This is a genomic window from Staphylococcus taiwanensis, from assembly GCA_020544305.1.
Lineage (GTDB): Bacteria > Bacillota > Bacilli > Staphylococcales > Staphylococcaceae > Staphylococcus > Staphylococcus taiwanensis.
On the sequence record CP058667.1, the window covers coordinates 1,453,724 to 1,469,159 of the forward strand.

Here is a 15,436-nt window from a genome sequence, read left to right on the forward strand (position 1 = left end):
ATATAAATCAAAAAGCAGTGAACCTCGGCATTAGATTCACTGCTTTTTATTAAAACGTTCAAAGTAATTTGAAACTTTAACGTTAGTCTTTTACGGGCATATAAAAGGGGAATAACTTGAAAATGATCAATCCTATAAGAACGAAATATATGTGGGGGGAATGTCTTAGTCGGTATTGATAATCATTTTCAAATACTATTATACATGATTGATAATGATTGTCAATTATAATTGCGAAATATTCTCAATTAAATTCATTCATTTTTTACGCTCATATTACATTTTTTTCTGAATACATATTTTCTAATCTTTAGTGTGTTAAAATATGTCTGATATTGTGGTATTGTAAACCTTTAAAATTGCTTATTACCTTTTTAAAAGTGAGTTAAATTTTATTAATTTTTATGATTTCTACATTTTCAAAAAAGAGGAGTATGATTAAATGACAAATATACTAATCGTAGAAGATGAACAAAATTTAGCTCGTTTCCTTGAGCTAGAACTAACACATGATAATTATAAAGTTGATATTGAATATGACGGACAAGATGGTTTGGACAAAGCTTTAAGTAATAGTTACGATTTAATCATATTAGATTTAATGTTACCTAACATTAATGGACTTGAGATTTGTCGACAAGTACGTCAAAAGCAATCAACGCCAATTATCATAATTACAGCTAAAAGTGATACATATGATAAAGTAACTGGATTAGATTATGGTGCTGATGATTATATTGTTAAACCTTTTGAAATAGAAGAATTATTTGCACGTATCAGAGCGGTTCTTAGACGACAACCTCAAAAAGACATTATTGATATAAATGGCATTCAAATTGATATTGACGCGTTTAAAGTAACTGTAAATGGTGATCAATTAGACTTTACAAAAACTGAATATGATTTGCTTTATCTTTTAGCTACAAACCGCAATCATGTTCTACAAAGAGAGCAAATCCTTGATCATGTATGGGGTTATAATAGTGAAGTTGAAACAAATGTAGTTGATGTCTATATTCGTTATTTACGAAATAAATTAAAACCTTTCGGAAAAGATAAGATTATTGAAACTGTTCGTGGCGTTGGGTATGTGATTAGATGATTAAAAGACGGACCTTAAAATATAAATGGATGATGATAACCACTTTAATTATGTTCAGTACAATTATTTTATTTTGTTTAGTAATTATCTTCTTTTTAAAGGACACGTTACGTAACGGTGAAATTGATGAAGCTGAACATAGTATAAGTGATATAGCAAATTTACTTGAAACTAGACCTATTCATAATATTTCTACTTTAGATTTAAGTGCTTCATTGGAAAATTTTGAAGAAGCGTTAATATATGATAAGCATGGGAAAGAATTAATGCAAACATCTAATGAAAATGTCATTACATTCAAACCCAAACTAAATATTGACAATCCGAAACACGTACAGATTGTTAGAAATAGTGGTATTCAATACTTAGTTATAATTGAACCTATTCACAGTAATCATTTTGAAGGATTTATTATATTGGTTCACTCATTAGAGGGATACAATAATGTAGTACGTTCACTATACTTTGTCGCAATAGCATTTGGTTTATTAGCAACCATTATTACAGGAGGTATTAGTTATCTTTTCTCTACGCAATTAACTAAGCCACTTATAACTATGTCTAATAAAATGAACCAAATTCGTCGAGATGGTTTCCAGAAGAAATTAGAACTAAATACCAACTATGAAGAAACTGATAATCTAATTGATACGTTTAACGATATGATGTATCAAATAGAAGAGTCTTTTAATCAACAACGACAATTTGTAGAAGATGCCTCTCATGAATTACGTACACCGTTACAAATCATACAAGGTCATCTTAATTTGATACAAAGATGGGGAAAGAAAGACCCAGACGTATTAGAAGAATCGCTCAATATTTCTTTAGAAGAAATGAATCGAATTACTAAACTTGTGGAAGAACTTTTACTTTTAACTAAAGATAAAGTAAACCTCCAAGCTCTAGAGTTTGAAGATGTAAATATAAACGAAGAAATACAATCACGTATTAATTCATTAAAACAATTACACCCTGAGTATCAATTTGATGTCAATTTATCAAAAAAACCATTAACATTAAAGATCAATCGTCACCAATTTGAACAACTGTTACTCATTTTTATAGATAATGCTATGAAATATGATAAAGAAAATAAGCATATCACTATAAGTACAGAACTACGTAATAAACAAACTAGCATAGAAATTACTGATCATGGCCTAGGTATCCCCAAAGATGATCAAGAATTTATATTTGATCGTTTTTATAGGGTAGATAAATCTCGCGCTAGAAATCAAGGTGGTAATGGCTTAGGCTTATCTATTGCTGAAAAAATTGTTCAACAATATGGTGGATATATAACCGTAGATAGTGAAATCAATAAATATACAACCTTTAAAATTATATTCAAATAAGACTGGGACAAAATTCATTTTGAATTTTTTGTCCCGCCCGAAAGGGTTATTAGTGTTGAGAAAAAACCATATAAATGTCTTCTCAATTTAGTTAGCTACTGTAAATTTTCAATGTAACCTCATCATATTATTTTAGCCTCAAACACTCTACATTTCGTTTTCTCCAAAAATACAATCTTTATGGACTAGCCGCTTTTACTTTTTTAATATGAATTGTTAATTTGATTGAATAATAAAATTGATTTGATGTAAAAAATATCATTATAATATTAATTTTCTTAATTGATTTATTTTTCCATAATATTCAGTCAATAGACTTTATCAATGACTCAAATAGTGCTATTATTGACCTGTAAGCGGTTTAACTATTTTGTGGAGGGTAATACTATGGCAAAGGATAACAAGGATGTTACGGAGGCTCCTGTAAACTTTGGTGCAAATTTAGGTCTTATGTTAGATTTATATGATGATTATCTACAAGACCCGACATCTGTACCAGATGATTTACAAGTTCTTTTCAGCACGATTAAAAACGGTGAAGCTAGTGTTCAAGCTAAGCCTACCACTGAAGGGAGTGGTTCATCAGCAGGTGATGACACAATCAAACGCATTATGCGATTAATCGACAATATTCGTCAATATGGTCACCTTAAAGCTGATATCTATCCTATAAATGCTCCTAAAAGAACGAATGTTCCTAAATTAGAAATTGAAGATTTTAATTTAGATAAAGAAACTTTAGAAAGTATTTCAGCAGACATTGTCTCTGATCACTTCAGTGATATTTACGACAATGCCTACGAAGCAATCGAACGTATGGAGAAACGTTACAAAGGGCCGATTGCGTTTGAATATAATCACATTAATAATAATAAAGAGCGTACATGGCTAAAACGTCGTATCGAAACACCTTATCGAGCTAACATTAATAATGATGAGAAAAAGAAATTATTCGATACATTAGCGCATGTTGAAGGTTTTGAAAAATATTTACACAAAAATTTCGTTGGTGCTAAACGATTCTCTATTGAGGGTGTCGATACATTAGTTCCTATGTTACAACATACATTAAAACGTGCAGCTGAAGTTGAAATTAACAATATCCAAATTGGTATGGCTCATAGAGGACGCTTAAATGTGTTAACTCACGTTCTCGAAAAACCATATGAAATGATGATTTCTGAATTTATGCATACTGATCCAATGAAGTTTTTACCTGAAGATGGCAGTTTAAAATTAACTGCTGGTTGGACGGGAGACGTTAAATATCACTTAGGTGGTGTTAAAACAACATCTTCATATGGTTTAGAACAACGTATTTCATTAGCGAATAACCCAAGTCATTTGGAAATTGTTGCTCCAGTTGTAATCGGTAAAACACGCGCAGCTCAAGATGATACACATCATGCTGGTGGACCGACTCAAGATTTCCATAAAGCTATGCCAATTATTATTCATGGGGACGCTGCGTACCCTGGTCAAGGCATCAATTTTGAAACAATGAACTTAAGCAATCTTGATGGATATTCAACTGGTGGTGCGTTACATATCATCACAAATAATAGAATTGGTTTCACAACTGAGCCAGTAGATGGTCGTTCTACAACGTATTCATCAGATATTGCAAAAGGTTATGATGTACCAATCCTTCACGTAAATGCAGATGATGTTGAAGCAACAATTGAAGCAATTGATATTGCAATGGAATTCAGAAAAGAGTTCCATAAAGATTTTGTAATTGATTTAGTAGGTTATCGTCGTTACGGGCATAATGAAATGGACGAACCATCTATTACAAATCCACTACCTTATCAAAATATACGTAAACATGATTCTGTTGAAATTATCTACGGTAATAAATTAGTAGATGAAGGTATCATTTCTAAGGAAGAAATGGACGAAGTCATGGACAAAGTACAAAAAGAAATGCGTTCAGCACAAGATAAAATCGATAAAAATGACAAAATGGACAACCCAGATATGGAAAAACCTGAGTCATTACAACAACCATTACAAAGCGATGAAAAAGACTTTTCTTTTGAACATCTTAAAGAAATCAATGATGCGATGTTAACTTATCCAGATGATTTCCATGTGTTGAAAAAGCTAAACAAGGTCTTAGAAAAACGCAGAGAGCCATTTGAAAAAGAAGATGGTTTAGTCGATTGGGCTCAAGCTGAACAACTCGCATTTGCTACAATCTTACAAGATGGTACTTCAGTGCGCTTAACTGGTCAAGATAGTGAGAGAGGTACATTCAGTCACCGTCACGCTGTACTACACGATGAAGAAAATGGTGATACATTTACACCATTACATCACGTACCAGATCAAAAGGCGACATTTGAAGTGCATAACAGTCCATTATCAGAGGCAGCAGTAGTTGGTTTCGAATATGGTTATAATGTTGAAAATAAAAATAGTATGAATATTTGGGAAGCACAATATGGAGACTTCTCAAATATGGCTCAAATGATATTTGATAACTTTATGTCATCTGCACGTGCTAAATGGGGAGAACGTAGTGCTTTAACTTTATTCTTACCACATGCTTTTGAAGGTCAAGGTGCTGAACACTCATCTGCACGTCTTGAAAGATTCTTGCAACTTGCAGCTGAAAATAACAGTACAGTTGTGAACTTATCAAGTTCAAGCAACTACTTCCATTTATTAAGAGCGCAAGCTAAAAGCTTAGGTACTGAAGCTATGAGACCATTAATTGTTATGTCTCCTAAGAGTTTATTAAGAAATAAGACGGTTGCACAACCAATTGATCAGTTTACTTCAGGTCGCTTCAAACCAATCATTGTTGAAGAAGCTAATAAAGAGAAAGTGACTAAAGTTATTTTAGCATCAGGTAAAATGCTTATTGACTTGAAAGAAAGTTTAGCGAAAAATCCTGATGATTCTATTCTTTTAGTTGCTGTAGAAAGATTATATCCATTCCCTGAAGAAGAGATTCAAGAAGTATTAAATGAATTACCAAATCTTGAAACAGTTTCATGGGTTCAAGAAGAGCCTAAAAACCAAGGTGCATGGTTATTTGTATATCCATACTTAAAATCTCTTGTAGGTAATAAATATAACTTAAGCTATCATGGTAGAATCCAACGTGCAGCTCCGGCTGAAGGCGATGGAGAAATTCACAAACTTGTTCAAAATAAAATTATTGAAAGTAGCATTAAAAATAACTAGGGGGAAATATCATGCCAGAGGTAAAAGTTCCAGAATTAGCAGAATCTATAACAGAAGGTACCATTGCAGAATGGTTAAAAAATGTGGGAGATTGCGTCGAAAAAGGTGAAGCTATCCTTGAATTAGAAACAGATAAAGTTAATGTTGAAGTTGTATCTGAAGAAGAAGGTGTTCTACAAGAACAATTAGCTTCTGAAGGTGACACTGTTGAAGTTGGTCAAGTAATTGCAACTGTTGGTGAAGGCAGCGGCAATGCATCATCAAGTAACCAAGAGGACGCTAGTGCTAAATCTGACGCTAATAATTTAGAAGAAAAAGAAGATGCTTCTAAATCTTCAGACGATAGCCAAGAGGATGCCACAAAATCTGAAGATACTTCTAATCAACAACGCGTAAATGCAACTCCATCAGCACGACGTCACGCGCGTGAAAACGGCGTTGACTTAAGTTCAGTATCTGGAAAAGGTAATGACGTTTTACGTAAAGAAGATGTAGAAAATAGTCAAAAACCTAGCCAATCACAATCATCTAAACAATCAAACGAATCAAATAAACAAGAATCTAAAAAATCTTCAACTGCACCTAATAAACCAGTTATTCGTGAAAAAATGTCACGTAGAAAGAAAACAGCTGCTAAAAAATTATTAGAAGTCTCTAATAACACAGCAATGTTAACCACTTTCAACGAAGTTGACATGACAAATGTTATGGAATTACGTAAACGTAAAAAAGAACAATTTATTAAAGATCATGATGGAACTAAATTAGGTTTCATGTCATTCTTTACTAAAGCTGCTGTAGCTGCATTGAAAAAATATCCAGAAGTAAACGCTGAAATTGACGGCGATGACATGATTACTAAACAATATTATGATATCGGTGTTGCGGTTTCTACTGACGATGGCTTATTAGTTCCATTTGTAAGAGATTGTGACAAGAAAAACTTTGCTGAACTTGAAAGAGCTATTGCTGACTTAGCTGTTAAAGCACGTGATAAGAAACTAGGTTTAGATGACATGGTAAACGGTTCATTCACAATCACTAACGGCGGTGTATTTGGCTCAATGATGAGTACACCAATCATTAATGGTAACCAAGCTGCTATTCTTGGTATGCATTCAATTATTACTCGTCCAATTGCGATTGATAAAGATACAATTGAGAATAGACCTATGATGTATATCGCATTAAGCTATGACCATAGAATCATCGATGGTAAAGAAGCAGTAGGATTCTTAAAAACAATTAAAGAATTAATTGAAAGTCCTGAAGATTTATTACTAGAAAGCTAATCCTAAAGGAATAAAACCTCATATATTATTGTTATTTGTATAAAAGCTAACAAAGCCAAAGTAAATATGGCTTTGTTAGCTTTTTCAATATTATAGACGAGATAGAAGACTAAGTGTTGTATACGTACTTTAAAGAGTATCAACCTAACTCTCGCATTCTGTTTATTAAGTATTTAGTTTGTGACATGATATTTTGAGATTCACTTCAATAAACAAACCCAGTTTTAAAAGCATTCTTTAGAAACGCTTTAAATCAATTTCATTGTACAAAAATGAAATACATTGCAAACTGACTTAGATAGAGGCTAATATTTTTAAAACGGATTTTAACATACACGGCCTAATAAATAACGTTAGGTAAAATAAAACGCAAACCTGCTATTGAAAATGTAAACTAATTAACATTAACCAATAAATTCTATTATCATCAAACTAACTAATGTAGATAATAAATAGTTAATCCGTAAATAATATTAGCTTTATTATGTGATTAATAATTTTATTAATAACATCTTAAATAGCACTTTTCGCAAAATACGAACTATATTAAAATGTTAAGTGAGATTAAATCATTAGATAAATAAGAATTATCACGTCCCCCTTTCAATAAATAAAAGGATAGGGGAGGGGTTAGTTAAATTATTGATATATTAATAATAAAATTATAAATACGTATATATTACAAAGTGTATTTTATATCATTCGTAAACTTATCTTATTTTAAAACTGTGCATGCCCAATAGTTCATCATATAAATCGTATTCAAAATACGTTATAATATTTAAGAAAAGACAAATATTAGGGGTGTCAATACATGAGTGGACTTAGAAGTGTCACAATAGGGACAAGCGATCTTTCTAAATCACAGAAATTATTTAAAGATATTCTAGGATTAAACGTAGCATCCAAAAACCAAGCTTTACGTTTTGGTGATGCCGATTTAAGTCCAGGTACTCGAATTCATTTTGTTGAAGTGCCAAATACTGAATATGAAAACCAACATATCGCTAGTGTTGGATTAAGAACACCAAGTGATGCGGGATTAGAAGAATATCAAACTATTTTACAAGAAAATCAAATTGAATATAGTGATATTACCGAACTAAACGGTAATAAACATTTCAACTTTAAAGATGATAATCATCAAATATTCGATATTTATTCAAATGAACATAATACAGGTGTGAGTTTAGGAACACCTACATTTGAAAGTTCTGTAAATCCGCTTCATCAAGTTCAAGGACTGGGACCTGTAATTATAAAAGTTAATGAATTACCTGTAACGGCTTCTATTTTCAAAAATGTATTTAACTTAACACACTATGCTGAATATGAATCTACTGAATTTCCTGAACAAGTCATTCAAGTATTCAGAATTGGCGAAGGTGGTTTAGGTGGGGAGATTCATCTTTATCAACCTGATGAGGCTGTTGAATTAAAAGAGGATGCAATCGTTGAACAAGTTGAATTTAGTGCAAACTCAACTGAAGCATTTTCTAAAGCTCAACAAGCGTTAGATGAAATCGGAATTCCTTATCAAACATTGGATCAAGGCGACTCTAAATCATTGCGTATCACTGAAAATAGCGGGATTTCATTCATTTATACTTTGGATAATAAATAATTATATTATTGGAGGAATATTAAAATGGCTATGTTACATGAAACATGGAAAGAAAGAACACCAATTAAAAAAGTAGAAGTTACGAATACAGATGCTAAAAAATTTACAGTTTCTGATATGTTAACTGTTGGTAAACAATATGATGTTATCAATGAAACTGAAGAGTACTATCAAATTATTGATAATTCTGGTTTAGTTGGTGGCTATTATAAAGATTATTTTAAAGAAGTATAATTTTAATTTACTACTTCTTTTTGTACATCTCTATCAAATTATCACTTATAAGACTTAAGGGTTATAAATTGCTAATTACATTAATTGAGCTATTATTCTTTTTAGTTCGATTAATACGTTTCAATTTAAACTCTTGGTCTATTTTTCATTTTTTCAAAAAAGGAGCGACATATAAATAAATGGCACATAATCAATATATCAATTCAGATGAATCAGTATTCAATGATGCCCAAGCGTTATTTAATTTAAATAAAAATATCTTATTAAAAGGGCCTACAGGTTCTGGTAAGACAAAATTAGCAGAAACACTTAGCCAAACGGTTAATACCCCTATGCATCAGGTTAACTGTTCAGTTGACCTAGATGCCGAAAGTTTATTAGGATTCAAGACAATTAAAACGAATGAACAAGGACAACAAGAAATTGTTTTTATTGATGGTCCAGTTATTAAAGCAATGCGTGAAGGCCATATTTTATATATCGATGAAATCAACATGGCAAAGCCAGAGACTTTACCTATCTTAAATGGTGTATTAGACTATCGTCGCCAGTTAACTAATCCTTTTACAGGTGAAGTGGTAAAAGCTGCTCCAGGATTTAACGTTATTGCTGCCATCAACGAAGGATACGTAGGGACTTTACCAATGAATGAAGCTTTAAAAAACCGTTTTGTTGTGATTCAAGTTGATTACATTGATGGTGACATTTTAAAAGAAGTTATCAAACAGCAAAGTAAGCTACAAGACGACAAAATCATCGCACAAATCATTAAATTCAATGAAGACTTACGTACAATGTCTAAACAGGGACAAATATCTGAAGAGGCTGCAAGTATTCGTGCTTTAATTGACTTAAGTGATTTAATCACAGTTATGCCAATCGAACGTGCGATTCAACGTACAATTATTGATAAATTAGAAGACGAACGTGAACAACAAGCGATTAAAAATGCAATAGAATTAAACTTTTAGCGAGGGATTAATATGAGTGATCGTTTTATCAAATTCAATGACGAGCAATTAGATGCTAAACAAGTCATGATGCTACAAGACTTAGCACGTTTGCTACTAAAAAACGAACAAACACAAGTTAAGATACAAAAATTCCCTTATTATGATCCCATCAATAATACTTTGATTACGAGTTGGTTCTGGTCTCATCGTCCATCACATGTTGAAAATGCAGGCTTAAAAACAGATGTCTTATTAGCAGCTTATGGTTACCAAATGATGGATGAATCCATTGTCAATGAGGTACTTCATGAGAAAGAATTTGAACATCCTAAATTTTATCATCAACTTTTTAGATTACTTGAGGATATGCGCGTATTTAACCATATTCGTAATGAACGTCCAAGTACAGCTAAGCTCATTGATTTACGTTTACAAACGCGTTTGGCATATACTGAATCACAAATTAAATTTTATAAAACGAAGACTGTTTATACAGATTTATTGTTTTTATACTTAGAACGTGCATTTTTAAGTCAAAATTTCTTTGATATACCGACGATGCATGCGCAATTAGATGATATTTTGAACAATATGTTTCAATATTTGCCAAACTTTTTCCAAAATGAAACTTCTGAAGATAATATGTATCTAGCTCAACGAATTATGTTCCAAATTGATGATATGTTAAACAAAGATATGTTAAATGAATACTATCATCTTCCACGTAGAGTATATGAAGCAATTCATGAAATGTCGTTTGAAGATCTAAAACGTACTGATGCGAGTAATGTTGATGGGCAAGATAATACATCAGAAGACACTGACACAGAATCAGCAGAAGCAGAAACTAACGCCCAAGATAGTAAATCAGAAGGCGGCGCCTATCTTGAAATGGAATTACACGAAGGTGAAAACAGTGAAGTTATAAGCGATAACGACACTGCACGTGAAGGTGATTCTACGGATGATATGACTGATATGATGACGAAAAAAGGGCGTGGTTCGGATAGTACATTAGATAATGATGAAGGCGGCTCAATAGGTCAAAATACGTCATTTGCACTTAAAGGTATTAATGAAAATGTCGAAATCGACTGGAAAGTGCCTGACATAGAACCAGAATATATCCCTGAATATCAAAATATGAAAAAAGACGTCCAATTAGAAACAAAAGATTTAATTCAAATTATCAAGAAAACGATTGATCGAGAGCATGTGGATGAGCGTCATAATTTAACAAAAGGACGCTTGCAACGCGATTTAACAAATTGGTTTATTGATGATCAATACAAATTGTTCTATAAAAAACAAGATTTAAGTAAAACGTTTGATGCCACTTTCACTTTATTAATCGATGCCTCTGCAAGCATGTTTGATAAAATGGAAGAAACCATCAAAGGTGTTGTATTATTCCATGAAACATTGAAATCATTAAATGTTAAACATGAAATATTAGCATTCAACGAAGACGCTTTTGATTCTGATGATCATAAACAACCAAATATAATTGATGAAATCGTTCATTACGATTATTCTACAATGGAAAAAAGTGGCCCACGTATTATGGCATTGCATCCTCAAGATGACAATCGTGACGGTGTAGCTATACGCATCGCAAGCGAACGTTTGTTAAGAAGAAGTCATAACCAACGCTTTTTAATTGTTTTTTCAGATGGAGAACCCTCAGCATATAATTATGCACAAGATGGTATTTTAGATACTTACGAAGCTGTAGAAATGGCAAGAAAGTATGGTATAGAAGTGTTTAACGTCTTTTTAAGTCAAGATGCTATTACTGAAGATATTGAACAAACCATCCATAATATATATGGTCAATACGCACTATTCGTTGAAGGTGTTGAAAACTTACCAAGTCATTTATCTCCTTTATTGAAAAAATTACTTTTAAAATCATTTTAATTTATAGATATTATTGTATTTTAATTTAAATCAACTTTTTAAATTTTCTGAAATTGCATAGACTTGTAAATCCTTTTTATGCTAGAATGTTAACTATTGCAAACATATACATAAAAAGGAGCAATTCTATGAATAAGAATACATGGATAGTTGGATTCACTTTGTTTGCCATGTTTTTTGGGGCAGGTAATCTGATTTTTCCACCAAATTTAGGTCAAGATAGTGGGCAATACTTTTGGCCAGCAGTAATCGCATTTTGTTTAACAGGAATTGGTTTACCTTTACTAGGTGTCATTGTTGGCGCACTTGATAAACAAGGTTATGTTGGTTCACTAAATAAAATTTCTCCTAAATTTTAAATTGTCTTTTTAGTTATAATCTACTTGACGATTGGACCATTATTTGCGATTCCAAGAACAGCTTCAACTTCATTCGAAATGACAATTACGCCAATTGCGCATACAAATAGTAATGTGGCATTATTTATTTTTACCTTAATTTATTTTTTAGTTGTGTTGTATTTATGTATTAATCCTGGCAAAATTGTCGACCGAATCGGATCATTGTTGACGCCATTACTTTTGATTACAATCTTGGCAATGATTATAAAAGGCTTTGTAGATTATAGTGGTAATAAAGCGTCACATGGCAATCCTGATGCCTATAGTTCAACTGTTGGAAGCTTTTCAAAAGGTTTTACAGATGGCTACTTGACCATGGATGCAATTGCAGCGATTGCTTTCTCAATGATTGTGGTTAACGCTATTAAAGCTACAGGGGTTAAACATGCTAATCAAATTTTTAAACAGACCGTGATGGCAGGCCTAATAGCAGCAGTAGCTTTAGTCTTTATATATGTTTCATTAGGTTATATTGGCAATCATATGTATTTATCTAATAACACTTTAAAAGAATTAGCAAACAACAACCAAAATGTAGGGGTTTATCTCTTAACAACGATGGCTGCGAGTGGCTTTGGTCTCTTTGGAAAATACTTATTAGGAATTATTGTCGCGTTAGCTTGTTTAACTACCGCTTGTGGTCTAATTGTATCTGTGAGTCAATATTTTCATCGTGTATTTCCTAAAATTTCATATAAAATATATACAATATTCTTTACTGTAATTAGCTTTATTTTAGCAAATTTAGGATTAAACTCAGTCATTGGCATGTCGGTTCCCGTATTAAGTATTATTTATCCAGTAGCCATTACAATGGTATTACTTATTTTAATTGCTCGTTTTATTCCGACGAAACCTATTGCTCAACAAATTCCACTCATTGTAGTTAGTATTGTTTCAATACTCAGTGTTATTAGTACTAATGGGTGGGTAAAAATGCCTTTTATTGATGCTTTACCTTTAAAACAATATTCTTTAGAATGGTTGCCAATCGCTGCGATAGCAACAATTATTGGTTATATTGTAGCTAAATTTGTTAAACAAAATCATATCGTCTATCAAAAAGAATAATATGGATTTATTACAAATATAATAATAAAAGCACATCAGGCCAGTGGGAGCGATGTGCTTTTTTCGTATAATTATTCTTTTTTCATTGACAGAAGATGTTGCTTTAATTCATTTTCTAAACCAACCAATTCTTTTTCTGCCTCTTGACGTTTTTGACGTCCATTTTGTTGAATTTGTAACGTTTGTTCTATTGTCTCAATGATGTCATTTTGAGTTGTTTTTAACGTTTCAATATCAACAATGCCACGTTCGTTTTCTGTGGCTGTTTCAATTGCATTTTGTTTTAACATAGATGCATTTTGAGTTAACAAATCATTTGTTGTATCTGTTACTGCACGTTGAGCTGTAACTGCATTACGTTGTCTCATTAATGTTAGGGCAATAGCCATTTGATTTTTCCAAAGTGGAATACTAGTTAAAATAGAACTTTGAATTTTTTCAGCCAAAGCTTGATTTACATTTTGAATCATACGTATTTGGGGAGCAGTTTGAATTGCAATTTGACGCGATAACTGCAAATCATAAATACGTTTATCTAAACGATCAACAAATTGTTCCATATCAGCTACGGATTGGATATCCATTTGATTGCCAGATTGTTCCGCTTGTTGTTGTAATTTTGGAATATCATTGGTTTGCAAACTTTGCTTTCTACGTTTCGCAGCAGCTATATATAAATTCACATCATCAAAATAATTTTTATTTTGCTCATACAATCCATCAAGTAATTGTATATCTTTAGATAAGTTACGCTTATGTTTTTCCAATTGAATCGTAATGCGATCTACTTGAGAGCTAACAGACTGCATTCTAGAGAACACTTCATTAATTGAAGCTTTTGTTCTTTTAAATAAACGTTTTAATCTAGACTGCTTTTCTGGATTTAATTCATCAGGATTTACAGCTTTAAGTTTAGACATCAATTGATTTAGTGAGTCACCAACATGACCAACATCTTTGGTTTGAACTTCATCTAACATTCGATGAGAAAACTGTGACATATTTTCTTGTAAATGTGAGCCAAATGATAATAAACCTTCATTATCTAAAGGTTTAATTTGTTTACTTATAGTGTCTATTTTCTCTAATTCTTTTTCTGAAAACTGATGTTCAAAATCCTCAACAACGGTATTTTGTTGCGTAAGGTTCATATTACTACCATTATGATTTAAATCTTTAAGACTTTGTTGTTCTATATAGTCATCTAATGGATGTGAGTTGTTAAATTGTTCTTGTCGAGTCATTTAAAAATTCGCTCCATTTCTTTAAATTAAATATCTTTATGACGCTTTTGCTCAAGTCGATTAAGTTCCATTTCCATATCTAATCGCTCATAATCATCTTCATTGATTCGCTTTAAATCAGCAATTAAAGTACGTTTCACTTCATCTAAAGTGATTCGCGTTTGCTCTAATTTTTGTTTCTCTTCATAAGTCTTTTTAGGCATTTTAGCCAAACGAGTATAGGAATCAATTAAGTTTAATGCATTATCAATATGAGAGTAAAAGAAACTTTCAACCTTGAAGAATAAAGCCGGTCTTTGTTTAACTGCAAAATGAATTGATTTAGAAATTCTGTATATATCATTAATTTGTCGAAAATCTTTTAAAGATCTTACATTAACAAACGACTTTAGCAAATTTCTAATTTTATCTTGTGATTGGTTTAGTTGATTTCTAACAAAACGATAATCTCTACGTGACAATCCAATTTCAGTCAAGTACTTTTTAGACGTCAATCTCTGAGTAGGGAAGTATGATATAAAAAACATCCCAATACCTACTAAACCATCAATGATGAACGAGAGATCAAAACCAAAGACACTAATCGTCCATGAGATAATAGCTATTGGAATACCTACAATAACGCCTAATAGTCGAGAAATATTATATCTCAAATTACATCTTCCTTTATATAATTAAATCGATTTGAATTCTGTATATTGATTACTAGTTTCTAAATCTTCAATTTTATAATCATTTACTGAAGAAGCAGGTGATGCACCATTAATGACTGCATTGATAAATTGCTCTAAATCCTTGTTCTCACCTTGAGCATATATCTCCACATAATCTTCAACATTTTGTACTGTTCCTACAATATGATATTGATTTGCTAATCTTTGTGTATAATAACGGAAACCTACACCCTGAACCGTACCAAAAACTTGTAAATGTTTAAGTTGCATAGTATCACCTCTTATTTATATTATACGAAGTTTTATACTAAAAAACTAATATTTACTATTGAAAAGGTTGTCTTATCGGTCAAAAGTATGAGCCATTA

At 31.8% G+C, this 15,436-nt stretch carries 11 protein-coding genes and 1 pseudogene; 9 read left to right on the forward strand and 3 right to left on the reverse strand.

The window, feature by feature from the left end; genetic code table 11:
* The first annotated feature begins 442 nt into the window (after window positions 1–442).
* From HYI43_06940 to brnQ, 9 genes and pseudogenes are all read left to right on the forward strand, one after another.
* Window positions 443–1,102 carry a response regulator transcription factor gene (locus HYI43_06940; GenBank protein ID UDI78290.1) on the forward strand — a complete coding sequence of 220 codons (660 nt, stop codon included), beginning with the start codon at window positions 443–445 and terminating at the stop codon, window positions 1,100–1,102.
* Window positions 1,099–2,460, forward strand: a complete 1,362-nt coding sequence (locus tag HYI43_06945; GenBank protein UDI78291.1) for a HAMP domain-containing sensor histidine kinase — start codon at window positions 1,099–1,101, stop codon at window positions 2,458–2,460. The genes HYI43_06940 and HYI43_06945 overlap by 4 nt, the downstream gene beginning before the upstream one ends.
* Window positions 2,461–2,847: 387 nt before the next feature.
* Entirely contained in the window at window positions 2,848–5,655 is a 2,808-nt protein-coding gene (locus HYI43_06950; GenBank protein ID UDI78292.1) for a 2-oxoglutarate dehydrogenase E1 component, read from the forward strand.
* An 11-nt stretch (window positions 5,656–5,666) separates the two neighbouring features.
* Window positions 5,667–6,947 carry a dihydrolipoyllysine-residue succinyltransferase gene (sucB, locus tag HYI43_06955; GenBank protein UDI78293.1) on the forward strand — a complete coding sequence of 427 codons (1,281 nt, stop codon included), beginning with the start codon at window positions 5,667–5,669 and terminating at the stop codon, window positions 6,945–6,947.
* An 814-nt stretch (window positions 6,948–7,761) separates the two neighbouring features.
* Window positions 7,762–8,571 carry a VOC family protein gene (locus tag HYI43_06960; protein ID UDI78294.1) on the forward strand — a complete coding sequence of 270 codons (810 nt, stop codon included), beginning with the start codon at window positions 7,762–7,764 and terminating at the stop codon, window positions 8,569–8,571.
* Between the two features lie 30 nt (window positions 8,572–8,601).
* Window positions 8,602–8,805 (forward strand): hypothetical protein, encoded by a 204-nt coding sequence (locus HYI43_06965; GenBank protein ID UDI79282.1) that lies wholly within the window; start codon window positions 8,602–8,604, stop codon window positions 8,803–8,805.
* Between the two features lie 179 nt (window positions 8,806–8,984).
* Entirely contained in the window at window positions 8,985–9,776 is a 792-nt protein-coding gene (locus tag HYI43_06970; protein UDI78295.1) for a MoxR family ATPase, read from the forward strand.
* 12 nt (window positions 9,777–9,788) lie between these two features.
* The gene (locus tag HYI43_06975) at window positions 9,789–11,678 is read left to right on the forward strand and encodes a VWA domain-containing protein (protein ID UDI78296.1); all 1,890 of its coding nucleotides are present in this window, start codon (window positions 9,789–9,791) and stop codon (window positions 11,676–11,678) included.
* 128 nt (window positions 11,679–11,806) lie between these two features.
* Window positions 11,807–13,150: pseudogene (gene brnQ, locus HYI43_06980) on the forward strand (branched-chain amino acid transport system II carrier protein).
* Between the two features lie 71 nt (window positions 13,151–13,221).
* On the opposite strand, the gene HYI43_06985 reads toward brnQ, so the two are convergent.
* Genes HYI43_06985 through HYI43_06995 form a run of 3 tightly spaced genes read right to left on the reverse strand, consistent with a single transcriptional unit; the run spans window position 13,222 to window position 15,338 of the window.
* Entirely contained in the window at window positions 13,222–14,394 is a 1,173-nt protein-coding gene (locus tag HYI43_06985) for a toxic anion resistance protein (GenBank protein UDI78297.1), read from the reverse strand.
* Between the two features lie 26 nt (window positions 14,395–14,420).
* Window positions 14,421–15,047: a 5-bromo-4-chloroindolyl phosphate hydrolysis family protein gene (locus HYI43_06990; GenBank protein ID UDI78298.1), complete on the reverse strand. Its 627-nt coding sequence runs from the start codon at window positions 15,045–15,047 to the stop codon at window positions 14,421–14,423.
* Between the two features lie 21 nt (window positions 15,048–15,068).
* Window positions 15,069–15,338 carry an acylphosphatase gene (locus HYI43_06995; GenBank protein UDI78299.1) on the reverse strand — a complete coding sequence of 90 codons (270 nt, stop codon included), beginning with the start codon at window positions 15,336–15,338 and terminating at the stop codon, window positions 15,069–15,071.
* Window positions 15,339–15,436 lie beyond the last annotated feature (98 nt).

Bases quoted from the DNA above. Each gene is read 5' to 3' on its own strand.
- HYI43_06975 (UDI78296.1), top strand. From the start codon at position 9,789: ATGAGTGATCGTTTTATCAAATTCAATGACGAGCAATTAGATGCTAAA.
- HYI43_06960 (UDI78294.1), top strand. From the start codon at position 7,762: ATGAGTGGACTTAGAAGTGTCACAATAGGGACAAGCGATCTTTCTAAA.
- HYI43_06985 (UDI78297.1), bottom strand. From the start codon at position 14,394: ATGACTCGACAAGAACAATTTAACAACTCACATCCATTAGATGACTAT.
- HYI43_06940 (UDI78290.1), top strand. From the start codon at position 443: ATGACAAATATACTAATCGTAGAAGATGAACAAAATTTAGCTCGTTTC.
- HYI43_06995 (UDI78299.1), bottom strand. From the start codon at position 15,338: ATGCAACTTAAACATTTACAAGTTTTTGGTACGGTTCAGGGTGTAGGT.
- HYI43_06945 (UDI78291.1), top strand. From the start codon at position 1,099: ATGATTAAAAGACGGACCTTAAAATATAAATGGATGATGATAACCACT.
- HYI43_06950 (UDI78292.1), top strand. From the start codon at position 2,848: ATGGCAAAGGATAACAAGGATGTTACGGAGGCTCCTGTAAACTTTGGT.
- sucB (UDI78293.1), top strand. From the start codon at position 5,667: ATGCCAGAGGTAAAAGTTCCAGAATTAGCAGAATCTATAACAGAAGGT.
- HYI43_06970 (UDI78295.1), top strand. From the start codon at position 8,985: ATGGCACATAATCAATATATCAATTCAGATGAATCAGTATTCAATGAT.
- HYI43_06965 (UDI79282.1), top strand. From the start codon at position 8,602: ATGTTACATGAAACATGGAAAGAAAGAACACCAATTAAAAAAGTAGAA.